At 70.1% G+C, this 22,830-nt stretch carries 20 protein-coding genes; 11 read left to right on the top strand and 9 right to left on the bottom strand.

Annotation, left to right across the window (positions count from 1 at the left end; all coding sequences use genetic code 11):
- Window positions 1-201 precede the first annotated feature (201 nt).
- Window positions 202-1,197, top strand: a complete 996-nt coding sequence (locus ACWGDB_RS36965) for a TAXI family TRAP transporter solute-binding subunit (RefSeq protein WP_383604830.1) — start codon at window positions 202-204, stop codon at window positions 1,195-1,197.
- Between the two features lie 94 nt (window positions 1,198-1,291).
- Here ACWGDB_RS36965 and ACWGDB_RS36960 read toward each other — a convergent pair whose 3' ends face one another.
- Complete coding sequence (locus ACWGDB_RS36960; RefSeq protein ID WP_453826469.1) at window positions 1,292-2,686, bottom strand: ATP-binding protein; 1,395 nt, start codon at window positions 2,684-2,686, stop codon at window positions 1,292-1,294.
- 9 nt (window positions 2,687-2,695) lie between these two features.
- On the bottom strand, window positions 2,696-3,382 hold the full coding sequence (locus ACWGDB_RS36955; RefSeq protein WP_453826468.1) for a response regulator transcription factor: 687 nt from the start codon (window positions 3,380-3,382) through the stop codon (window positions 2,696-2,698).
- Window positions 3,383-3,670: 288 nt separating this feature from the next.
- On the opposite strand from ACWGDB_RS36955, the gene ACWGDB_RS36950 reads away from it, so the two are divergent.
- The 8 genes from ACWGDB_RS36950 to ACWGDB_RS36915 all read left to right on the top strand — a co-directional run bounded on the left by ACWGDB_RS36950 (window position 3,671) and on the right by ACWGDB_RS36915 (window position 10,384).
- A complete protein-coding gene (locus tag ACWGDB_RS36950) occupies window positions 3,671-4,447 on the top strand; it encodes an amino acid ABC transporter ATP-binding protein (protein ID WP_328422621.1) in 777 nt (258 codons plus the stop codon).
- 92 nt (window positions 4,448-4,539) lie between these two features.
- On the top strand, window positions 4,540-5,382 hold the full coding sequence (locus tag ACWGDB_RS36945; protein ID WP_453826467.1) for a glutamate ABC transporter substrate-binding protein: 843 nt from the start codon (window positions 4,540-4,542) through the stop codon (window positions 5,380-5,382).
- A gap of 96 nt (window positions 5,383-5,478) precedes the next feature.
- On the top strand, window positions 5,479-6,153 hold the full coding sequence (locus ACWGDB_RS36940) for an amino acid ABC transporter permease (RefSeq protein ID WP_369273816.1): 675 nt from the start codon (window positions 5,479-5,481) through the stop codon (window positions 6,151-6,153).
- Window positions 6,150-7,058: an amino acid ABC transporter permease gene (locus ACWGDB_RS36935; RefSeq protein ID WP_453826466.1), complete on the top strand. Its 909-nt coding sequence runs from the start codon at window positions 6,150-6,152 to the stop codon at window positions 7,056-7,058. The genes ACWGDB_RS36940 and ACWGDB_RS36935 overlap by 4 nt, the downstream gene beginning before the upstream one ends.
- Before the next feature lie 206 nt (window positions 7,059-7,264).
- The gene (locus ACWGDB_RS36930) at window positions 7,265-8,929 is read left to right on the top strand and encodes an FAD-dependent monooxygenase (protein ID WP_453826465.1); all 1,665 of its coding nucleotides are present in this window, start codon (window positions 7,265-7,267) and stop codon (window positions 8,927-8,929) included.
- A 138-nt stretch (window positions 8,930-9,067) separates the two neighbouring features.
- Window positions 9,068-9,154 carry a putative leader peptide gene (locus tag ACWGDB_RS36925; protein WP_313960178.1) on the top strand — a complete coding sequence of 29 codons (87 nt, stop codon included), beginning with the start codon at window positions 9,068-9,070 and terminating at the stop codon, window positions 9,152-9,154.
- Window positions 9,155-9,245: 91 nt separating this feature from the next.
- Window positions 9,246-9,818 (top strand): cysteine dioxygenase, encoded by a 573-nt coding sequence (locus ACWGDB_RS36920; protein ID WP_453826464.1) that lies wholly within the window; start codon window positions 9,246-9,248, stop codon window positions 9,816-9,818.
- A 140-nt stretch (window positions 9,819-9,958) separates the two neighbouring features.
- The gene (locus tag ACWGDB_RS36915) at window positions 9,959-10,384 is read left to right on the top strand and encodes a rhodanese-like domain-containing protein (RefSeq protein WP_453826487.1); all 426 of its coding nucleotides are present in this window, start codon (window positions 9,959-9,961) and stop codon (window positions 10,382-10,384) included.
- Between the two features lie 110 nt (window positions 10,385-10,494).
- Here the strand turns inward: ACWGDB_RS36915 and recX are convergent, their stop codons facing one another.
- The 4 genes from recX to ACWGDB_RS36895 form a co-directional block, all read right to left on the bottom strand.
- Window positions 10,495-11,430, bottom strand: a complete 936-nt coding sequence (gene recX / locus ACWGDB_RS36910) for a recombination regulator RecX (RefSeq protein ID WP_453826463.1) — start codon at window positions 11,428-11,430, stop codon at window positions 10,495-10,497.
- An 8-nt stretch (window positions 11,431-11,438) separates the two neighbouring features.
- Window positions 11,439-12,566, bottom strand: coding sequence for a recombinase RecA (gene recA, locus ACWGDB_RS36905; protein ID WP_453826462.1), 1,128 nt, complete (start codon window positions 12,564-12,566; stop codon window positions 11,439-11,441).
- Between the two features lie 363 nt (window positions 12,567-12,929).
- Complete coding sequence (locus tag ACWGDB_RS36900; protein ID WP_453826461.1) at window positions 12,930-14,207, bottom strand: AI-2E family transporter; 1,278 nt, start codon at window positions 14,205-14,207, stop codon at window positions 12,930-12,932.
- A 60-nt stretch (window positions 14,208-14,267) separates the two neighbouring features.
- A complete protein-coding gene (locus tag ACWGDB_RS36895; RefSeq protein ID WP_427839609.1) occupies window positions 14,268-14,462 on the bottom strand; it encodes a DUF3046 domain-containing protein in 195 nt (64 codons plus the stop codon).
- An 80-nt stretch (window positions 14,463-14,542) separates the two neighbouring features.
- On the opposite strand from ACWGDB_RS36895, the gene ACWGDB_RS36890 reads away from it, so the two are divergent.
- Window positions 14,543-15,487, top strand: coding sequence for a hypothetical protein (locus tag ACWGDB_RS36890; RefSeq protein ID WP_453826460.1), 945 nt, complete (start codon window positions 14,543-14,545; stop codon window positions 15,485-15,487).
- A gap of 6 nt (window positions 15,488-15,493) precedes the next feature.
- Here ACWGDB_RS36890 and ACWGDB_RS36885 read toward each other — a convergent pair whose 3' ends face one another.
- From ACWGDB_RS36885 to ACWGDB_RS36875, 3 genes are read right to left on the bottom strand one after another with little or no spacing between them, the layout of a single operon-like run.
- Window positions 15,494-15,802 carry an AzlD domain-containing protein gene (locus ACWGDB_RS36885; protein WP_453826459.1) on the bottom strand — a complete coding sequence of 103 codons (309 nt, stop codon included), beginning with the start codon at window positions 15,800-15,802 and terminating at the stop codon, window positions 15,494-15,496.
- Window positions 15,799-16,530, bottom strand: coding sequence for an AzlC family ABC transporter permease (locus ACWGDB_RS36880; RefSeq protein ID WP_453826458.1), 732 nt, complete (start codon window positions 16,528-16,530; stop codon window positions 15,799-15,801). Before ACWGDB_RS36880 ends, ACWGDB_RS36885 begins: the two co-directional genes overlap by 4 nt.
- Window positions 16,531-16,540: 10 nt before the next feature.
- Complete coding sequence (locus ACWGDB_RS36875; protein WP_453826457.1) at window positions 16,541-17,392, bottom strand: AraC family transcriptional regulator; 852 nt, start codon at window positions 17,390-17,392, stop codon at window positions 16,541-16,543.
- Between the two features lie 344 nt (window positions 17,393-17,736).
- Here ACWGDB_RS36875 and ACWGDB_RS36870 point away from each other — a divergent pair, with 344 nt between their 5' ends.
- A complete protein-coding gene (locus ACWGDB_RS36870) occupies window positions 17,737-22,722 on the top strand; it encodes an ATP-dependent helicase (protein WP_453826456.1) in 4,986 nt (1,661 codons plus the stop codon).
- Window positions 22,723-22,830 lie beyond the last annotated feature (108 nt).

Below are 22,830 nucleotides of genomic sequence, written 5' to 3'. Positions count from 1 at the left end.
ATCGGCGGGGTCTGACAGTCGGGTACGACGGCCGGGCCGGACCGTCCCGGCCGCGGATGCGACCGCCGCTGACGGGGCCGGTGCGGGCCGGTGGCGGAGGGCGATCGCTACCGGTCGCCTGCCGTCGCAGCCCCCTGCGGACCGTCGGCCTGTGACCCCTGCCCTGGTCAGCACCGCGTTCCTGCTGGCAGGATCGCGGACATGTCCAAGGCACTCACCCGCATCAGCAGGCGCCGGGCCCTGCAGGGCGCGGCGGCCGGGCTCGTGACCCTCGGGTTGCTGCTGTGGTGGCTGCTGCCCCTCGGCGAGGAGTCGCCGAGCGGGACGATCACTTTCAGTACGGGCACGCGCGCGGGAGTTTACCAGGAGTACGGCGAGCTGCTGCGCGAGGAGCTGGCCAAGGACATGCCGCAGCTCCAGGTGCGGCTGCTGACCAGCGCCGGTTCCCAGGAGAACGTCGAGCGTGTGGCGACCGGCAAGGCCGACTTCACGATCGCCGCCGCCGACGCGGTGGACACGTACCGGATCGACGGGAAGCCCGTCATGGACCGGCTGCGCGGCGTAGCCCGCCTGTACGACGACTACGTACAGCTCGTCGTCCCGCCGGACTCGGACATCCGCTCCGTCGCCGATCTCAAGGGCAAGCGGGTGGCCATAGGGCTGCCGAACTCCGGCGTGCGACTGATCGCCACGCGTGTGCTGGAGGCCGCCGGCATCGACCCGGCGAAGGACATCACGCCCAGGTCGGACGGCATCGACACCGGGCCCAAGCGGCTGGGGCACGAGCTCGACGCGTTCTTCTGGTCCGGCGGGGTGCCCACGGGCGGGCTGGAGCAGATCGCCGAGACCTCCGCGTTCCGCTTCGTGCCGATCGACGCCGACCTCGTCGCAAAGGTGCACGCACAGGGCGACGCGGCCCACTTCTACCGGGCGACCAACATGCCGGAGTCGGCCTACCCGACCATCCAGAACGGCGACACGGTGCCCACGATCGCCGTCTCCAACCTGTTGATCACCCGCAAGGACATGGATCCCCGGCTCACCGAATGGCTGACCCGGACGGTGATCAAGAGTCGGGACGGCATCGGCGCCCACGTCCACTCCGCGCAACTCGTCGACGTGCGCACGGCGATCTACACCAATCCCCTGACTCTGCACGCCGGGGCTCGGAACTACTACCGCTCGGTGAAGCCGTAGGGCTCTGCCGAGGCGCAGGAACGGTCGAAGAGCCGGACCGGACCCGGTCGGCCCGCTAAGGCGTCGGCCCCGCTAAGGCCCCGGTCAGCCCCCACTAAGGCGTCGGCCCCGACCTGGGTACCGCCACCGTCACCCGCAGTCCGTGCGGCTCATGAGGGCCGTACGAGATCGAGCCGCCGCCCGCCGCGAGCAGCGCCCGTGAGATCGACAGGCCGAGGCCCGAGCCCTTGATGTTCTGGTGCCGTCCGCTGCGCCAGAAGCGGTCGCCGATGCGGGCGAGTTCCTCGTCGGTGAGGCCGGGGCCGTTGTCGGTGACCTCGATGGTGGACGTATTGCCGTTGGACGTGACGGTCACCTCGACGCGCTCGTCCTTGGGCGTGAACTTGACCGCGTTGTCGATCACCGCGTCCAGCGCGCTGGACAGCGCCACCGGGTCGGCCCAGGCGGTGGTGGGCGGGCAGGTCCCCACCAGCCGGACGCCCTTGGCATCGGCGGTCGGCGCCCAGGCCGCGACGCGCTCGGCGGTCAGCGCACCGACGTCGGTCAGCCGGAGGTCGGCGGCGGTGTGCTCGGCGAGGGCCAGGTCGAGCAGGTCGTCCAGGACCTGCGCCAGGCGCTTTCCCTCGGCCTGCACCGAGGCGATCTCCTCATTGCCCTCCGGTAGTTCGAAAGCGAGCAGTTCGATGCGCAGCAGCAGCGCCGCGAGGGGGTTGCGCAGCTGGTGCGAGGCGTCGGCGACGAAGGCACGCTGCTGCTCCAGCACGTCCTCGACGTTGTCCGCCATCTCGTTGAACGACCGGGCCAGCCGCCGAAGTTCCGGCGGACCGCTAGCGACCGCGACACGTGACTTCAGGCGGCCGCTCGCGATCTCGTGCGTGGTCACGTCCAGCACGCGCACCGGCTTGAGCACCCAGCCGGTCAGCCTGAGGGCTGCCCCGACGGCCACCAGCATCGCGGCCGTGAGGCCCGCGCCGATGATCAGCCAGCCGTGCAGGATCCGCGAACGCATCTGTCCGGTGGGCGAGTCGGTGACCACGACCGCGACGACGTCACCGTCCCGGATGACCGGTGAGGCGATGACGAGCCGGTTGCGCTGCCAGGGCCACACCTGCTTGGGGTCGTGGCTGCGCCGGCTCAGCAGCGACTCCTCGAAGGCGTCGCGCTCCTCCCCGGTCTCGGGCAGGAACCATGTGGTCGGCCCGTTGGCCAGAGGCGTGTCGTTGGGCAGGAAGACGCCGGCCCGGATGCCATAGACCTCGTAGTAGCTCTCGAGTTCCCGGCTGAGGATGCGCAGCTCGTCGCGGGATCCGGAGGTGGCCGTGTCGGCGGCGGGCCGTGCGATGGCCGCGAAGTACGCGGTGTCGTCGATGCGGTCGACGACGACCTTCTGCTGCTGGGCCGCGGCCAGGCTGACCGCGAGCGGTACGCCGAGGGCAAGCAGGACGGCCGCCATCAGCACGATGAGCAGCGGGAGAAGACGAGTACGCACCCTTGCCCGCTACGAGGCCGGGGCGACGAGTCGGTAGCCGACGCCGCGTACGGTCTCGATCAGCGCCGGCATGCGCAGCTTTGCGCGCAGGGACGCCACATGCACCTCAAGAGTGCGCCCGGTCCCCTCCCAACTCGTACGCCACACCTCGCTGATGATCTGCTCCCGCCGGAAGACCACGCCGGGGCGCTGGGCCAGCAGCGCGAGAAGATCGAACTCCTTGCGGGTCAGTTGGATTACCGAACCGTCGACGCTCACCTGGCGCGTGTGCAGTTCGATGTGTACGGCGCCCAGGCGCAGCACGCCGTCACCACCCGTCCCTGTGTCCTCCTGGACGTTGCGCCGGCTGACGGCGTGGATCCGGGCGAGCAGCTCTCCGGTGTCGTACGGCTTCACTACATAGTCGTCGGCACCGAGGTTGAGGCCATGAATACGCGAACGGACGTCCGAACGCGCGGTGACCATGATCACCGGGGTGCTGGTGCGCTTGCGGATCTTGCCGCATACCTCGTAACCGTCCTGGTCGGGCAGGCCGAGGTCGAGGAGGACGACGCCGAAGCCGTTGCCCTCGGGGACGAGCGCCTGGAGGGCCTCCTCGCCGCTACGCGCGTGAGTGACGTCGAAACCGTGACGCGCCAGGACCGCGGACAGCGCGGCGGCGACGTGGTTGTCGTCCTCGACGAGGAGCAGTCTCATCCCGGCCTCCTTCGGTTCATCGGACGTACGATTCGGACAGGTACACAGTGCGTGCACGCGCGCGAGTGCACCAAGGAAGTCACGCTGATGGACGATGACGCCGTCAAGTGGGTTCCGGTTGCGCGCGGCTTCCGTTATCCAGCCGGTACGCGCCCAGGTCGCAAGTGCTACGACACGTGTCCGATTGCTATCGGATCGTGATGCTCAGATTCCCCTCAGAACTAATGACGCAGGTCGGATACGGTTACTACTGTCCTCCGAAACCGAGGAGGACGGAGCCTGAGAGCGATGACCGAAGTATCGGTGGCCAAGGAAGATGCGGCCGCGACCGGCGACCTGGTCGTCCTGAAGAACGTGAACAAGCACTTCGGCGCGTTGCACGTGCTCCAGGACATCGACCTGACGATCGCCCGCGGTGAGGTCGTCGTGGTCATCGGACCCTCCGGGTCCGGGAAGTCCACCCTGTGCCGCACCATCAACCGCCTCGAGACGATCGACTCCGGCGCGATCGCCATCGACGGCAAGCCGCTGCCCGCTGAGGGCAAGGCGCTTGCCAAGCTGCGTGCCGATGTCGGAATGGTCTTCCAGTCCTTCAACCTTTTCGCGCACAAGACCGTGCTCGAGAACGTGATGCTGGGACAGATCAAGGTCCGCAAGACGGACAAGAAGGCCGCCGAGGACAAGGCCCGCGCCCTGCTCGACCGAGTGGGTGTGGCCAGCCAGGCGGACAAGTACCCTGCCCAGCTCTCCGGCGGCCAGCAACAGCGTGTGGCCATCGCCCGAGCGTTGGCCATGGACCCCAAGGTCATGCTCTTCGACGAGCCGACGTCGGCTCTCGACCCGGAGATGATCAACGAGGTCCTGGAGGTCATGCAGCAGCTCGCCCGGGACGGCATGACCATGATCGTCGTCACCCATGAGATGGGCTTCGCCCGTTCGGCCGCCAATCGAGTGGTGTTCATGGCAGACGGCAAGATCGTCGAAGAAGCTGTGCCGGATCAGTTCTTCAGCAACCCGCGCAGCGACCGCGCCAAGGACTTCCTGTCCAAGATCCTGCACCACTGACGGACTGACGGCCTGCTACTCGCAGCCGACGACCTGCGTCAACCGCCGCTCCTGACGGCACGCATCTCTTCTCCACACAAAGGATGTTCACCATGAAGCTCCGCAAGGTCTCCGCCGCGGCCGCCGCTGCCGTCGTCCTCGCTCTCACCGCCACCGCCTGTGGTGGTGACGGCGACAGCGACAGCGGGTCGGGCTCCGGTGGCGGCGACAAGATCAAGATCGGCATCAAGTACGACCAGCCCGGTCTGGGCCTGAAGGAGCCCGACGGCACCTTCTCCGGCTTCGACGTCGACGTCGCCACGTACGTGGCGAAGGAGCTCGGCTACGAGCCCGACCAGATCGAGTTCGTCGAGACGAAGAGCGCCGACCGTGAGAACGCGCTCGCCCGTGGCGACGTGAAGCTCATCGCGGCGACGTACTCGATCACCGACGAGCGCAAGGAGAAGGTCGACTTCGCCGGCCCGTACCTGCTGGCCCACCAGGACCTGCTGGTCAAGACCGACTCGGACATCTCCGAGGCCACCGACCTCAACGGCAAGAACCTGTGCTCGGTCACCGGTTCCACCTCTGCGCAGAACGTCAAGAAGGACTTCGCCCCGAAGGCCAACCTGAAGGAGACCGGCGGCTACTCGGAGTGCATCGCCGGTCTGCAGAGCGGTTCCGTGGACGCCCTGACCACGGATGACTCGATCCTCGCCGGCTACGCCGCGCAGGAGCAGTACAAGGGCAAGTTCAAGCTTGCCGGTCTGAAGCTGAGCAACGAGAACTACGGCATCGGTGTGAAGAAGGGCGACACCGAGACCGTCAACAAGGTCAACGCCGCCTTGGAGAAGATGGTCCAGGACAAGTCCTGGGACAAGGCGGTCCAGGAGAACTTCGGTCCGGCCTCTTACAAGAACGAGCCCGCGCCGAAGATCGGCGTCATCGTCCAGTAGCGCAATGGTCCACCGGCGCGCCGCCGTCCACCGCGATCAGGGCGGCGGCGCGCCGCGCTATCCACGTTCGCCACCCACCCGGAAGCGCGGGAGATCGTGTTCGATTTTCTTTCTGACTACAACGACCCGACCCTGTTGGGTGCCTTCTGGATGACGGTGAAGCTCACGTTCTTCTCCGCCATCGGTTCCATGATCCTCGGCACTCTCCTGGCCGCTATGCGGGTCAGCCCGGTTCCGCTCATGCGCGGGTTCGGCACGGCCTATGTGAACATCGTCCGGAACATCCCCCTGACGGTCATCATCATCTTCACCTCGCTCGGCCTCGCCGACATCTTCGGTGTGACGATGGGCGCTTCCGACTTCGGCGTCCGGGGCTTCCGCCTGGCGATCCTCGGCTTCGTCGCCTACACCGCGGCCTTCGTCTGCGAGGCGATTCGTTCCGGCATCAACACCGTGCCGCTCGGCCAGGCCGAGGCGGCCCGTGCCATCGGACTGACCTTCAGCCAGACCCTCCGGCTGATCATCCTGCCGCAGGCCCTCCGCTCGGTCATCGGCCCGCTCGCCAACGTGTTGATCGCCCTGACCAAGAACACCACCGTGGCGGCCGCGATCGGCGTGGCAGAAGCCGCCTACCTGATGAAGGAAATGATCGAGAACGAGGCTGAGACGGTGCTGATCGGCGCGGTCTTCGCCTTCGGTTTCGTGGTACTGACCCTGCCCACCGGCCTCTTCCTCGGTTGGCTGAGCAAGCGACTGGCGGTGAAGCGATGAGCTCCGTTCTCTACGACGCTCCGGGCCCCCGCGCCAAGCGGCGCAATGTGCTCATCTCGGTGGTCTTCTTCGCGCTGCTCGCGCTGCTCGCGTGGTTCGTCTGGGACACGATGGACGAAAAGGGCCAGCTGGAATGGGCCCTGTGGAAACCGTTCACCGAGTCGCCGGCCTGGACGACCTATCTGCTGCCGGGTCTCGTCGACACACTGAAGGCCGCGGCACTGGCCATGGTGATCGCCCTTCCGCTGGGCGCGTTCTTCGGTATCGCGCGCATGTCCGACCACCGGTGGGTGCGGCTTCCGGCCGCCTGGGTGGTCGAGTTCTTCCGGGCGATCCCTGTCCTGCTGCTGATGCTGTTCGCCAACGAGTTCTACAACCGTTGGACGGACGTCAGCAGTGAGCAGCGGCCTCTGTACGCGGTCGTCACCGGCCTGGTGCTCTACAACGCGTCCGTCCTGGCCGAGGTGGTACGCGCCGGCATCCTCTCGCTGCCCAAGGGCCAGTCGGAAGCCGCCATGGCGGTCGGTCTGCGCAAGAGCCAGACGATGAGGAGCATCCTGCTGCCACAGGCTGTCACGGCCATGCTGCCGGCCATCGTCAGCCAGCTCGTGGTCATCGTGAAGGACACCGCGCTGGGCGGCGTGATGATCGGGTTCACCGAGCTCCTCAACGCGCGCCAGACACTGGCGGCCTTCTATGCCAACGTCATCCCCAGCTTCATCGTGGTGGCGATCATCTACATCGTCCTCAACTTCATCCTCACCAGCTTCGCGAGCTGGCTGGAGAAGAGGCTGCGGCGCAGCAAAAAGGGCACGGGTGCGGTCCTCAGCGCCGAGGACATGGAGGAGCTCAACCCGGCGGCGACGGGTGGCACCTACGGCGCCGGCGCAGGCGGCTCCATCTGATGATCAGTCCAGGAGCCGCTGTCATCTGATGAGCAGTCAAGTGGCATGAACGACGCGGAGGGCAGTGGCATGATCGCCACTGCCCTCCGTCACTTGACGCAAGCACCGGCAATGGGTTGCATACGTTCTGTGATCGTGCACCCTGCTCCAACTTTCTGTTCACTTGCGTCCCTCGGGACACCGCTGCGGGCAGGGGGCGCCGCGCCGTGGACCCGGTGATCATCGTCGGAGCGGGGCCCGTGGGGCTTACGCTCGCCCTGGCGCTGGCCCGTCAGGAGGTGCCGTCCGTCGTCCTCGACGAGGGGCCCGGCAAGGACGAACCCCGCCTCGCGCGCACCGTCGTCCTGCGCGAGGACACCACCGCCCTCATGGAGCGCCTGACGGGTGCGCCTGTCGCCGAGGCCGGAGCCCGCTGGGCCGGATGGCGGGCAATGCGGCGCAAGCAGGTGATGCGCGAGGTCACGTTCGACGACGCGGCGGCCGAGCCCGAGGGCGTCACGAACCCCGCCCCCCTGCACATCGCCCAGCACGTGCTCACCGGCGCCCTGCGCGCGGCCCTCGAAGGCGAACCGCTCGTCAAGATCGCCGTGGACAGCCGCCTGGACGCCATCGAGCAGGAGCCATCGGGTGTCACCGCCCACACCCGTGGACCCAAGGGCACCTGGTGGCGGGGCAGTTATCTGGTCGGCTGCGACGGCCCGCGCTCGACCGTGCGCAAACTCCAGGACATCCGCTTTCCCGGCCGTACGGCGGTGGAGCGACACGCCGTGGCAGCGCTGCGCGCGGAACTTCCCTGGGACGGTCAGGCGTTGCTCCATCGGATGCCGCCGTGGCGGATGTCCGGACCTTCGGCCGGGGAGGTCACCGGACGACCGCTCGCGGACGGGGTGTGGCGCCTGGACTGGCTGCTGCCGCCGGGCAAGGACCTGGTCACACCCGAGCTGCTGGTGGCTCGCATCCGGGAGACGCTCGCCGGCTGGACCGGTGGGCCGACACCGCCGTACGAGCTCCTCGACACCGGGGTTCACACGGTCCACCACCGTCTGGCCCGCCGCTGGCGCGCGGGCCGCGTCTTTCTCGCCGGGGACGCGGCGCACTGCCTCGGCACGCTCGGCACGCATGGGCTCGACGAGGGGCTGCGGGACGCCGACAACCTCGCCTGGAAGCTGGCACCGGCCTGGCACCACGGGCCGCACGAGGCGCTGCTCGACAGCTACCAGACGGAACGGCGCGCCGTCGTCGCCGCCCGGCTGCGCGCCGCCGACCAGGCGCTGCCGCTGCTGCGCGGCGGCGGTGGGCTGCGCGCCTACGTCCCCGGCTCCGCCCGGGGTCATGACGCGCTGCTGATGGACGGCCACCTGGGGCACGGCGCGATCGGTGCGCTGGGGACGTACGCCGAGTCGCCGCTCGCACCCGGGCCCCTGGAGGGCGAGGTCCCGGTGGACACGCCGCGTGGTGCGCCGGTCGTGGACGTGCGGGTCACAGCGGAGGACGGCTCTTTCGTACAGTTGCGCGACCGGCTCGGGCGCGGCGCGCTGCTGGTGCTGCTGATCGCGCCGGGCACGGGCGTCTGGGAGCGCAAGCACTGGGCGACTGCCGGGATCATGCCTCGGCTGGCGGCCGCGGTGACGGCACTGCCGTACCGAGCCGAGTTGCTGGTCGCGGAGGCCTATCCGGGGGCGGCCGCGCACTCGGTGCTGCTGGTGCGGCCCGACGGCCATCTGGTGACGGCCTTGAGTGGAGTACGGCCGACCGATCTGTACGCGGCAGCCGCGGCCGCCCTGGGGGGACCGGGCAAGGTTCAGGCCGACGCGGCGGAGGCAAAGGCAGGGGCAGCGGCGGAGGCGGGGGCTGCGGCCGGCTCGCGCTGACATCGAAGGGAACTCGCGCTGCCTCTGTCGTAGGGAACCGACCGTCACCGGACCAGAGAGCAGCACTCACTGTCACTGTGCGGTCCGCATAGTGACAGTGAGTTGACCGGCCCGCACCGGCGTGGTGTACTCCGGATCGTGACCGACACCTGTGTGCGCCTGTGGCGGAGGGTCCATATGGACCTCGTCCGCTATGCAGGCTGCGTGTGTCGCCCGTCCTGCTGAACTCGCATCCCCCCTTCCTGCGCGCGCCACTGCTGACTCTGTCGCCTGTGCTGTCGCGCGCTCTTCGCGAACTCTCTTCAGGACGGTGCCCGTGTCCGTACCCTCTGCCGCCTCCCTTTCCTCCGTTGCCGCGTCCAAATCCGGCGCCAAGTCGAATCCCGCGCCGGTCTCCGCGCCGACGCAGGCGGATCTACTCGACTTCGTACGGCGTGCGGCCGCCGACACAGAGCTGGTCGCCTCGCTCCCCCTCGACCCCGAGGGCCGTACCTGGGTACGGCTCAAGGGTCCCGGCGGCAGCGAGGCCTGGTTGATCGGCTGGCCGCCCGGGACGGGCACCGGCTGGCACGACCACGCCGACTCGGCCGGCGCCTTCGTGACGGCGGCCGGTGAGCTCAAGGAGAACTCGCTCGCCGTCCGGCTGCCTGCCGACGGCTGGAAGACGCTGGAATTGGCGGACGACGTGGACCGGGAACGGCGGCTCCCCGCCGGAAAGGGCCGCTCCTTCGGCCACCACCATGTACACGAGGTGCTCAACGAGTCCCCCGACCGTCACGCGATCTCCGTTCACGCCTACTACCCACCCCTGCCTCAGATCCGCCGCTTCAGCCGCAGTGGGCCGATTTTGCGCCTGGAGCAGGTGGAGCGCCCGGAGGACTGGCAGTGAGCGGGGCGGCCGGAGGCGAGCCTGTGCTGCACGGTTCGAGCGAACGACGGGTTGGTAGCGGTGAGTTGAAGGCGGGTGCTGCGGGCGGCGTGAGCGAGGCGCCCGCCGGGGCGGGCGAGTGGGAGACAGGCGTGGGTGACGTGGTTGGACGCGGTGTGGACGAACGGCCCGTCGGCATCGACGAGTTGCTGGAGCGGGTGCGCGCGGGCTACGAGCGGATCGAGCCTCGGGATGCGTACGAGGCCGCTCAGGGAAGCGAGGCTCTGCTGGTGGACATCCGGTACGCGGCCCTGCGGGAGCGGGACGGTCTGATCCCCGGCGCCCTCGTCGTCGAGCGCAACGAACTGGAGTGGCGGCTCGATCCGCAGGGCAGCCACCGGGCCCCCGAGGCCACCGGTCACGACCTGCGGGTCGTGGTGATCTGCAACGAGGGCTACGCATCCAGCCTGGCGGCGGAATCGCTACGGCGACTGGGGCTGAGCCGAGCCACCGACCTGGTCGGCGGGTTCCAGGCATGGCGAACTGCTGGGCTTCCGGTGACGTCGGGGGTGGGTGCGGACGCCTAGGCCGGTTGATCCCGGCCCGAACGCGATGGGCGCCCCCGCGCGTCCACCGTGTCCGGCGCCGGAATCCCGTGGTCGCGAGCCTTCGCCCACTTCCGGGTCCCCTACCGGGATCAGAACCCCTCGCCCTCGAGGAACTCCGTGTCCTCGCCCTCCTCCTCCAGCGCCTGCCGGACCACCCGTAGGGCCATGCCCTCGGGATAGCCCTTGCGGGCGAGCATGCCCGCGAGGCGGCGCAGGCGTTTGTCGCGGTCGAGGCCGCGTGTGGAGCGCAGCTTGCGGGCTACGAGTTCGCGTGCGGTCGTCTCTTCCTGCTCGGAGTCGAGCTGGGAAACGGCCGCGTCGATCAGTGTCGAGTCGACGCCCTTGGTACGCAGTTCCTGCGCGAGCGCGCGTCTGGCGAGACCCCGGCCGTGGTGTCGGGACTCCACCCAGGCATCCGCGAACGCACTGTCGTTGATGAGGCCGACCTCCTCGAACCGCGACAGCACCTCCTCGGCGGCATCGTCCGGGATCTCCCGCTTGCGCAGGGCGTCCGCAAGTTGCTTCCGCGTCCGCGGGGTCCCGGTGAGCAGGCGCAGGCAGATCGCCCGAGCCTGCTCCACCGGGTCCGCCGGGAGGTCCCCCTTCTCGGCCCTCGACAAGGAGGGGGCGTCTCCGTCTTCACCGGGCGACTCCCCGAAGCCGCGCCGACGGCGCCCCCGCCCCCCGGCTGAGCCGCCCTCACCACGCATCCTGCGGCCACCCCGGCGCGAGCCGCCGCTGGCCGCCGAGCCCGCCTGCGGCCGCTTGCCGCTGCCCTGGATGCCTTCGCCCGGCCAGTCACCAACGCCCGGGATGCCCTTGCCCGGCCCGTCGTCGTACGACCTCTCCGTGCCGTACGACGCCGCACTGCCGTTCCCCCCGTAACCGCCCCGAGCGGTTTCTCCGTCGTAGCTACCCCGGTCCACGTCTCCCCCGTGGCCGTCGCCGCCCCTCCCCCGCTCACGCCGAGCGTCGGGGTGGGCGGACTCGGCCCAGTCGGTTCGCCACGCTTCTGAATCAGGCACCGTACGGATCAGCTCTTGGCTGCTGCGGCCTTGGTCTTGGCCGTCTTGGCCGCCGCCGGAGCGGGCACCGTCTTCGCAGCGTCGTCCGGGGCGGCGGCAACCGCGGCGTCCGCGCCCGGCTCGGCAGCCGGCTCCTCGGGCCGCACGCCGACGCCCAGCTTCTCCTTGATCTTCTTCTCGATCTCGTTGGCCAGGTCGGGGTTGTCCTTCAGGAAGTTACGAGCGTTCTCCTTGCCCTGGCCGAGCTGGTCGCCCTCGTACGTGTACCAGGCGCCGGCCTTGCGGACGAAGCCGTGCTCCACGCCCATGTCGATCAGGCCGCCCTCGCGGCTGATGCCCTGGCCGTAGAGGATGTCGAACTCGGCCTGCTTGAAGGGCGGCGCGACCTTGTTCTTGACGACCTTGCAGCGGGTGCGGTTGCCGACCGCGTCCGTGCCGTCCTTCAGGGTCTCGATGCGGCGGATGTCGATACGCACCGAGGCGTAGAACTTCAGCGCCCGGCCACCGGTCGTGGTCTCCGGGGAGCCGAACATCACGCCGATCTTCTCGCGGAGCTGGTTGATGAAGATCGCGGTGGTCTTCGACTGGTTGAGCGCGCTGGTGATCTTCCGCAGGGCCTGGCTCATCAGTCGGGCCTGCAGACCGACGTGGCTGTCGCCCATCTCGCCCTCGATCTCCGCACGCGGGACGAGCGCGGCGACGGAGTCGATGACGATGAGGTCGAGGGCGCCGGAGCGGACCAGCATGTCCACGATCTCCAGAGCCTGCTCGCCGTTGTCGGGCTGAGAGAGGATCAGGTTGTCGATGTCGACGCCGAGCTTCTTCGCGTACTCGGGGTCGAGGGCGTGCTCCGCGTCCACGAAGGCGACCTGACCGCCGGCCTTCTGCGCGTTGGCCACTGCGTGCAGGGTCAGCGTGGTCTTACCGGAGGACTCCGGTCCGTACACCTCCACCACGCGGCCGCGCGGCAGGCCACCGACGCCGAGGGCGACGTCGAGCGCGGTCGACCCGGTGGGGATGACCTCGATGGGCTCGTTCGGCCGCTCGCCCAGGCGCATGACCGCACCCTTGCCGAACTGCCGTTCAATCTGTGCGAGCGCGGCGTCCAGGGCCTTCTCGCGGTCGGTTCCTGCCATGGGTTCCACCCGATTTGCTTGAGTCGATCGCTTCACGTCAAAGACGCTAACGCCTGCCACTGACAATGGGCCCCGACGCCCGTCCGGCCTGTGGATAACTCGGCCACTTATCCATCGAAACCGTGGCGAAATGCCCGCCGAGCGCCCCTCCGCCGTCTCCATCAGAATGGATGTTCGATTTTCGTGTCAAGCGCACCACACGGCACCTACGAGACTACGTCCGCGGCCTGACACCGCCCCGGATTCCCGGCCGACAGCCCGCCCCTCGTGGCGGATTACCCGCCCGCCGTCCCGGCGACACGGCCCCCTGCTCCTGCCTGCGTCTGGCGTCGGCTGCTGGCGCCGGCTGGCGCCGGCTGCTCCTCAGGAGGAGTTGTCGCCCGGATCCTCCGCCTTCGGCGGTGGCTCAGCCGCTCCCGGCCGCGGGGCCCACAGCGCACGCGCGCGGGCGACCAGACCTCGCCCCGCACCCCGCCCCCAGTGGTGCCCGTGGACCCGGGGGTCGTCGGTGACGTCGTACCGCTTCACGTACGCCCCCAGGAACGCCTGCAGCGTGGCGATCGCAGGGATGGCGATCAGGGCGCCTACCGCGCCGAGGAGGGCGGTGCCGGCGACGACCGAACCGAAGGCGACCGCGGGGTGGATGTCGACGGTCTTCGAGGTCAGCTTGGGCTGCAGCACATAGTTCTCGAACTGCTGGTAGACCACCACGAAGATCAGCACCCACAGCGCGTACCAGGGATCGACCGTGAAGGCGATCAGCATGGGCAGGGCACCCGCGAGATAGGTGCCGATGGTGGGAATGAACTGCGAGACAAGGCCGACCCACACCGCGAGCACGGGCGCGTATGGCACGTCCAGGCTCGCCAGCAGGATGTAGTGGGCTACGCCGGAGATGAGCGCCATAAGGCCGCGCGAGTACAGGTAACCGCCGGTCTTGGTGACGGCGATCTCCCACGCGCGCAGTACCTCGGCCTGCTTGGCGGGCGGCAGTACGGAGCACAGCGCGCGGCGCAGTCGCGGGCCGTCCGCGGCGAAGTAGAACGAGAACAGCGTGATCGTCAGCAGTTGGAAGAGGCCGCCGAGGACCTGGGCGGACACGGCCAGGACCCCGGTGGCGCTGTTCTGCACGTAGTTGCGCAGCCAGTCGGAGCGGAGCAGGCCCTCCTGGACGTCCACGCGGCGCAGCTCGGTGTTGAAGTGCGCATTGATCCAGTTGATGACGGAGTCGAGGTAGTTCGGGAAATCCTCGACGATCTTGATGATCTGGCCCGCGAGCATGGACCCCAGCAGTGTCACGAACCCGGCGGACGCGATGATCACGGCGAGGAAGACGATGCCGGTGGCCAGTCCGCGGCGCATGCCGCGCGCGGCCATCCAGCTCACCGCGGGCTCGATGGCGAGAGCCAGGAAGAACGCGATGAGGACGTTGATCAACAGCCCGGTGAGCTGGTGAAAGGCCCAGCTGCCCAGCTGGAACGCGCCGACGAGCGCCAGCGCGAGCACCATGGCGCGCGGGAGCCAACGAGGCATGCGGGCGTTGGCCCCGGCGTCGCTCTCCCCAGGTGGTGGGGTGGGCGGCGTCGTGCCGAACGGGGATCCGTGCCGGGCGAGCTGCCCGGTCTCGTCAGTGCGTGCCACGGAGCAAGTGTCGCCCACACCACCGACAAACGGCTTCGGTCCTGCGATCTTCGTGACTGGTCAGCGCTTCTCACCCGGAACGTTCATGACGGCACACACCACACGCCACACATCCTTCGCCTCCCAGCCGGCGTTCAGCGCCTCGTGCACCGTCCGCCCGCCGAGTTCCGTCATCACGTGGTCGCGCGCGAAGGTGTCGGCGTAGCCCGAACCGAAGTGATCCGCCATCCGCTCCCAGAAGACCGTCAACCGCATGCGTCCAGTATCCCGCCCCTGAGAGTGGGCCTGCGCCGGGACCCCTTGCCGAGACCGCTTTCCGTCCTACGGTCTGACGCATGCCCGAAACAGGAGCTTCCGCACTCCCCCCGACGCCCTCGACGCGCTCCCCGCTCTTCCGCGCCGAGCAGTTCGTCTGGCTCAGCGCGCGCGTGCTCGAGCAGCGTCTCTTCGCGTACCACTTCCTGAACGGTGCCGCCGACCCGGTGGAGACCGCGCTGGGCGCCTACCGCAACGAGGACGGCGGGTACGGCCACGCGCTGGAGCCCGATCTGCGCGGCCCGGTCAGCCAGCCGCTGCACACCGGTCACGCCTTGCACATCCTGGATGCCATCGAGCGCTGCGGCGGACAGCGCGTGGATCGCGTCTGCCGCTACCTCACCTCGGTCTCCACGCCGGACGGCGCCCTCCCGGCGATCCATTCCAGCCAGCGCGGCTACCCCGCCGCACCCTTCATGCCGATCGTGGACGACGCTCCCAGCTCGCTCCTGGCCACCGGACCGGTCGTCGGACTGCTGCACCGCAATGAGGTGTGGCACGCCTGGCTGTTCCGGGCCACGGACTTCTGCTGGCAGGCCGTCGAGTCCCTGGAGAAGTCCCACCCGTACGAGATCGAGGCCGCCGTGGCCTTCCTGGACTCCGTTCCCGACCGCCCGCGCGCGGAGGCGGCCGCCGACCGCCTGGGCCGCCTCGTGCGCGAACAGCGCCTTGCGGCACTGGAGCCGGACAACCTCGACGCCTACCCGCCCTCCGTCGACTACGCCCCCGGCGAGCACCATTTCCCGCACGACTATGCGCGGACACCGCGCTCCTTCGCGCGCGCGTGGTTCACGGACGACGAGATGAGCCGCTCCCTCGACCACCTCGCCGACGAGCAGCAAGAGGACGGCGGCTGGCCGATCCGTTGGCGTCAGTGGGCGCCGAGCATTGCATCCGAGGCCCGTCCGATGGTGACGATGGAGGCACTGCGCACGCTCAGGGCGTACGGCCGCCACATCGGCTGACGAGCCTCACCCACCCATCGCGCGCACCCCTGCCGTCACCAGCACGGCCGCAGCGACGACAAGCAGGAACGGAGCACGCAGGACGAGCGCCACGGCAGCCGCAGCGACCCCGGCCACCCTCGCGTCCAGTACCAGCGCCTGCCCGTCACCGAACGTCTGCTGAGCCGTGAGGGCGGCAAGGAGGGCGACGGGCAAGAGGGCGGCCAGCCGCCGTACGAGAGGCCTCTCCAGAGCACCCACGGGCACGAGCAGCCCGACGAGCTTGACGCCGTAGCAGCCAAAGGCGGTGACGCCGATCGCGATCCAGGTGTTCACAGCTCCCCCTCCCGCACGTCTCCCCGACGCCGCCCCTGCGCCCACACCACGACCGGCGCCGCGAGGGCGGCAACCAGCACAGGCACGCCTGCGGGCAGAACAGGCAACAACCCGAGCCCCAGCACCACAGCCAGTCCGGCGACAGCTCGCTCGGTCGCCGACTTCAGCATCGGCGCGAGCAAAGCCAGAAAGACGGCAGGCCCGGCCGCATCCAGCCCCCAGGCATCGGTGTCCCCCATGGCCTCCGCCCCGAGCGCACCGAGCAACGTGGTGAGGTTCCACAGCACGTACAGGCTGAGCCCCGTCACCACGAACCCGATCCGCGCACTGCGCCGATTCGGCTGCGCCAGCGCGACTGCCGCCGTCTCGTCGATCACCCACTGCGCGGCGAACGGCCGCACCGCGCGCGTGAGGCTCAGCAACTGCGACAACCGCAGCCCGTAAAAGGCATTACGCACGCCGAGAAAGAACGCACCCGCGGCCGCGGTCCACGGACCACCCCCGGCAGCAAGCGCCCCTACCAGCGCGAACTGCGAGGCTCCCGTGAACACCAGCAGGCTGAGCGCACAGGTCTGCAAGAGCGTGAGCCCACTACCAGCCGAGGTCACCCCGAAGGCGAACCCGGACAACCCGACGGCTACTCCAACGCCCAGGGCGTCCCGTACAACAGCCCCGTCGGGCTTGCCTTCGTCGACACGAAGGTCTTCGAGAGCTTTCTGTTCTGCCACACCCGTGACGCTAGGACAGCCCCTGCCACACGTCTTGTACGTTCTTGCGCTCCCGCTGATAGGCCCCCGGCGGAACGCCGACGATCCGGCTGAAGTGCCGATTCAGATGCGGCTGATCGGTGAAGCCCACGGCAAGGGCCGCCTCAGCCGGCGAAACCCCTTCGTCCAACAGCCGCCGAGCCCGCCTTACCCGAGCATCGGTCAGCCACGTATGCGGTGGCATCCCGTACAGATCCCGAAACGCCCGCAGCAAGGCAAACGGACCGGTACCGAGATCGACAGCCAGCCTCTCCAGACTGGGCGGCTCAGCCAACCGCCCCTCCAGCACCTCACGCGCGCGTACAGCGACCCGAGCCCCGGCAGTCCGCACCTCGCGCTGCGGAAGAGCCCCACCGTTCAACCGCAGCAGCCGGGTGACTGCCACCCGAAGCAACGTATCGGCGGCCAGCGCGTTCCCCTCATCCGCAGCCCGCAACACCTGATGCACCAACCCCACGGCATACGCATCATCGAGCACCGGCCTCACAAACCCCGGCGTCCCCCGAAGAGCAGTGGTCTCCCCCGCTATCTCGGCCACCAGCTCGGCCGACGGATAGACGGCCCCGTACTGCCACCCCTCAGGAACCCCCGCCCGCCCGGTATGCGGCGTATCCGGATTGACCAACGCAAGCGCACCGGCCCCCGCGTACTGATCAGCACCCCGACAGTGAAAGACCTCCACACCATCGGCGATGGCGGCGATCACGAAGTTCTCATGGGTATGCCGCACAAACGTCTTCCGCACATACCGGGCCCGCAGCAGATCAACACCGGGCAAGTCGGCGTATTGCCAATGCCGCGCCCGCTCACCCGAACCTGCCATACCCCCATTCTCCGCGACGCCGACGAACCACCCAGCGGGGCACCCCCGCGGACCGGCACCCGCGTACGCCGGCAAGGGGCCGTGCCGGGGGGTGTCCGCCCGCAGCGGCGGGCGTCAAGAAACGGCGCCTCTTGAGGTAGGGCAACCGCCCGACCGAGGACGGACACCCCCCGGCACGGCCCCGACCCACAACGAACCCGCAGGCGCTACGCACACCACCACTCACCCGAAGCGGGCCGCCGCAGGCACCCCCGCCCAACCGCCGGAGGCAAGACGCACAACCACCCCCGCACACATTTCCCCAGCTCAGCCGCATTGTCAGTCCCCGGGTGCAGGATGGACGCATGGTCAGCAACCCGCACCAAGCCCTAGCCGGCTTCTCCCCCGCCACCCGAGGCTGGTTCACGGGCGCATTCTCCGCGCCCACCGCAGCCCAGGCAGGTGCGTGGCAGGCCATCCACGAGGGCTCGGACGTGCTGGTCGTGGCCCCCACCGGCTCCGGCAAAACCCTGGCTGCCTTCCTCGCCGCCCTGGACCAGCTGGCCGCCACACCCCCACCGGCCGACCCCAAGAAGCGCTGTCGAGTCCTCTACGTCTCCCCCCTCAAAGCCCTCGCCGTCGACGTCGAGCGCAACCTCCGCAGCCCCCTGACCGGCATCCGCCAGGAATCCATCCGCCTGGGTCTCCCCGAGCCCGAGGTGAAGGTCGGCATCCGCTCCGGCGACACCCCCGCAGCAGAGCGCCGAGCCCTGTCGACCCGTCCCCCGGACATCCTCATCACCACCCCCGAGTCCCTCTTCCTGATGCTGACGTCAGCGACACGCGACGCTCTGACCGGCATCGAGACGGTGATCCTGGACGAGGTGCACGCGGTGGCGGGCACCAAGCGCGGCGCCCACCTCTCCCTCACCCTGGAGCGCCTGGACGAGCTACTCCCTAAACCGGCCCGCCGCATCGGACTCTCCGCGACCGTCCGCCCGGTCGACGAGATCGCCCGCTACCTCTCCCCCCGCCGCAAGGTGGAGATCGTGCAGCCGAAGTCGGGCAAGGAGTTCGACCTCTCCGTCGTGGTCCCCGTCGAGGACCTGGGCGAGCTGGGCGGCTCCCCGGTCGCCGAGGGCTCCGAAGGCGCGGAACGGCCCTCGATCTGGCCCCACGTGGAGGAGCGGATCGCCGACCTGGTCCAGGCCCACCGCTCCACCATCGTCTTCGCCAACTCCCGCCGCCTGGCGGAACGCCTGTGCAACCGCCTCAACGAGATCGCCTACGAGCGGGCCACCGGCGAACCACTCGACGAGCACCACGCCCCGGCCGAGCTCATGGGCGGCTCGGGCGCGGCCCAGGGCGCACCGCAGGTCATCGCCCGCGCCCACCACGGCTCGGTCTCCAAGGAACAGCGCGCCCTGGTCGAGGAGGACCTCAAGGCAGGCCGCCTCCCCGCAGTCGTGGCCACGTCCAGCCTCGAGTTGGGCATCGACATGGGCGCCGTCGACCTCGTCGTCCAGGTCGAGTCACCGCCCTCCGTGGCTTCCGGCCTCCAGCGCGTGGGCCGCGCGGGACACCAGGTCGGCGCCGTCTCCACCGGCGTGGTGTTCCCGAAGTACCGCGGAGACCTCGTCCAGGCAGCCGTGGTCACCGAACGGATGCGCACCGGGTCCATCGAGTCCCTGAAGGTCCCGGCCAACCCCCTGGACGTCCTCGCCCAGCAAATCGTCGCCATGACGGCGATGGACACCTGGCAGGTGGACGACCTCCTCGCCATGGTCCGCCGAGCCGCCCCCTTCGCGTCCCTCCCCGAATCCGCTTTCACCGCCGTCCTCGACATGCTCGCCGGCCGCTACCCGTCCGACGCCTTCGCCGAGCTCCGCCCGCGCGTGGTCTGGGACCGCGTCGCCGGCACGATCACCGGCCGCCCCGGCGCACAGCGCCTCGCGGTCACCTCCGGAGGCACCATCCCGGACCGCGGCCTGTTCGGTGTCTTCCTCGCCGGAGCGGACCCGAAGAAGGGCGGCGGCCGGGTCGGCGAGCTGGACGAGGAGATGGTCTACGAGTCCCGCGTGGGGGACGTCTTCACGCTCGGCACGAGCTCCTGGCGCATCGAGGACATCACCCGCGACCGCGTCCTGGTCTCCCCCGCGCCGGGCGTACCGGGCCGACTCCCCTTCTGGAAGGGCGACCAACTGGGCCGACCCCTCGAACTGGGCCGCGCGGTGGGCGCGTTCCTGCGCGAGGTCGGCTCGCTGCCCAAGGAGGACGCCCGCCTGCGCCTCCTCACCGCAGGCCTGGACGTCTGGGCGGCCGACAACGTCCTGTCCTACCTGGACGAGCAGCGCGAGGCCTGCGGCCACATCCCGGACGACCGCACGATCGTCGTCGAGCGCTTCCGCGACGAACTCGGCGACTGGCGGGTCGTCGTGCACTCCCCCTTCGGCGCGCAGGTCCACGCCCCCTGGGCCCTCGCCCTGGGCGCGAAGCTCTCCGAGCGGTACGGCATGGACGCGCAGGTCATGCACGCCGACGACGGCATCGTGCTGCGCCTGCCCGACGCCGACCTCATGGGCCTGGACCTGCTGGACCAGGAGCCGAGGAAGGCCGGCACCGAGTACGACGCCGACCAGGCGCCCGTCGGGGCGGCGGACGTCGTTTTCGACAAGGGCGATGTCGACCAGATGGTCACCGACCAGGTCGGCGGCTCGGCGCTGTTCGCGTCCCGCTTCCGCGAGTGCGCCGCCCGCGCGCTGCTGCTGCCGCGCCGCAACCCCGGCAAGCGCACTCCGCTGTGGCAACAGCGCCAGCGCGCCGCCCAACTCCTCGAGGTCGCCAGCGAGTTCGGCTCGTTCCCGATCGTGCTGGAAGCGGTCCGCGAATGCCTCCAGGACGTCTTCGACGTCCCCGGCCTCACCGAGCTCATGGGCGACCTCGAAGCCCGCAAGGTTCGCCTCGTCGAGGTCACCACCCCCGAGCCGTCCCCGTTCGCGCGCTCCCTCCTCTTCGGGTACGTCGCCCAGTTCCTGTACGAGGGAGACTCCCCGCTCGCCGAGCGCCGCGCCGCCGCCCTGTCGCTGGACTCGCGTCTGCTCGCCGAGCTGCTCGGCCAGGCGGAGCTGCGCGAACTGCTCGACGCCGAGGTGCTGTCCGAGCTGGAGCAAGAGCTCCAGTGGCTCACCGAGGACCGCCGCGTCAAGGACGTCGAAGGCGTCGCGGACGTCCTTCGCCTCCTCGGCCCGCTCACGGACGCCGAACTGGTCGAGCGCGGCGCCGAGCCGCACTGGGCCCAGGAGCTGGCCGGCGCCCGCCGCGCCATCAAGGTCCGCATCGCCGGCACGGACCACTGGGCGGCGATCGAGGACTCGGGCCGCCTGCGCGACGCGCTCGGCACGGCACTGCCCGTCGGCGTCCCCGAGGCCTTCACCGAGCCGGTCAAGGACCCGCTCGGCGACCTCCTCGCCCGCTACGCCCGCACCCACGGCCCGTTCACGTCGGCCACAGCGGCGGCCCGATTCGGCCTGGGTGCGGCGATCACCGACGGCGCCCTCCAGCGGCTGGCGGCGGGTGGACGAGTCGTCCAGGGCGAGTTCCACCCGGCAGGCATCGGCCAGGAGTGGTGCGACGCGACAGTCCTGCGCCGCCTGCGCCGCCGCTCCCTCGCTGCCCTGCGCCATGAGCTGGAGCCGGTGCCACCGGCCGCGCTCGCGCAGTTCCTGCCGCAGTGGCAGCACATCGGCAAGGGCCACGGGCTGCGCGGCATCGACGGACTGGTCCGCGCCATCGAGCAGTTGCAGGGCGCGTCCGTGCCTGCGTCCGCCCTGGAGAAGCTCGTCCTGCCGTCCCGCGTCGCGAACTACGCCCCCGCGATGCTCGACGAACTCACCGCCGCCGGAGAGATCGTCTGGGCCGGAGCGGGCTCACTCCCCGGCAAGGACGGCTGGGTGTCCCTCTACATGGCGGACGCGGCCCCCTTGCTCCTGCCGCAGCCGCACCCCCTGGAGCTGACGGCACTGCACCAGTCCGTCCTGGACGCCCTGTCCGGCGGCTACGGCCTGTTCTTCCGCCAGATCACCGACCATGTCCGCGCCACCACGCACCCGGACGCCACCGACCCCCAACTCGCCGACGCCCTCTGGGACCTGGCCTGGTCGGGCCGCCTGACGAACGACACACTCGCACCCATGCGCTCCCTGCTCGGCTCGGGCCGCACCGCGGGCTCCACGGCTCACCGCGCCAAGCGCACTGTCCCACGCGGACGCTACGGCTCTCTGACGTCCGCCGCCCGCCCCGCGTCCCGAACCGGCCCACCGACCGTCGCCGGCCGCTGGTCCGTGCTCCCGGCCCACGAACCGGACCCCACAGTGCGGGCCCACGCACTGGCCCGCGCACTCCTCGACCGTCACGGCGTGGTGACCCGGGGAGCGGTCGCCGCCGAGGGCGTGGAGGGCGGCTTCTCGGCGACGTACCGCATCCTGTCCGCCTTCGAGGACAGCGGCCAGGCGCGGCGCGGTTACGTGGTCGAGGGACTCGGAGCCGCGCAGTTCGCCATGGACGGCGCGGTGGACCGCCTGCGCGCGGTCGCCAACGCCCGCGAGCGCGGCGAGGCCCTGCCCGGCCCCAGCACCCCCGACACCGACGGCGCCCCCGGTGGCTACGGCGGACCTGAGGTGCACGGCGCCTTCGACGACTTCGGCGCCCCTGGCACCGACCAGGGCAACACCCCCGAATGGGACAACCCCGACGGCACGCCCGCGTACGAGATCCCCGACCTCGACCACGAATTCCTGGACGCCCACCTCGGTCCGGGCGACTACGTCTCGCCGCGCGATCTCGCCTCCCAGGGCAACCGCCGCACCCCACAAGGCCCCGCGTGGCACAACGGCGGCGCCCCATTCGGCCCCGGCCCCGGCCGCCCCGGCTCCACCGCCCGCCATCGCCGCCCCGCCGCCGACACCCGAGCCGCCGTCCTCGCCGCCGCCGACCCGGCGAACGCGTACGGCGCCGCCCTCGCCTGGCCCGAGCCCCCGACCGGCGCCGGGCACAAGCCGGGCCGCAAGGCGGGCTCCCTCGTCGTACTGGTCGACGGCGAGCTGACCCTCTACATGGAGCGCGGCGGCAAGACCCTCCTGGCCTGGCCCTCGGCCCCGGACATCGAGCCCACCGACGACCCTCGCCTGCACACGGCAGCAGAGGCCCTCGCCGCAGCCGCCCGCGCGGGCTCCCTCGGCACCGTCACAGTGGAGCGCGTGAACGGCACCGCGGCCCTGACCTCCCCCCTAGGCACCCTCCTGGAAGGAGCGGGCTTCATCGCAACACCCCGAGGCCTACGCCTACGCGCCTGATCCGAGCCGCCGAATGACCCGTGGCCGACCACCGGCACCGCCCAACCCGAGGCCGAGCCACTGGCCCGAGCCCTGGCCCGAAGCACCAGCACCAGCCCTATCCCCCAC

Source organism: Streptomyces sp. NPDC055013 (genome assembly GCF_053608645.1).
The sequence above is the reverse complement of the archived record's forward strand: the minus strand, read 5'-3'. Positions and strand labels throughout refer to the sequence as shown.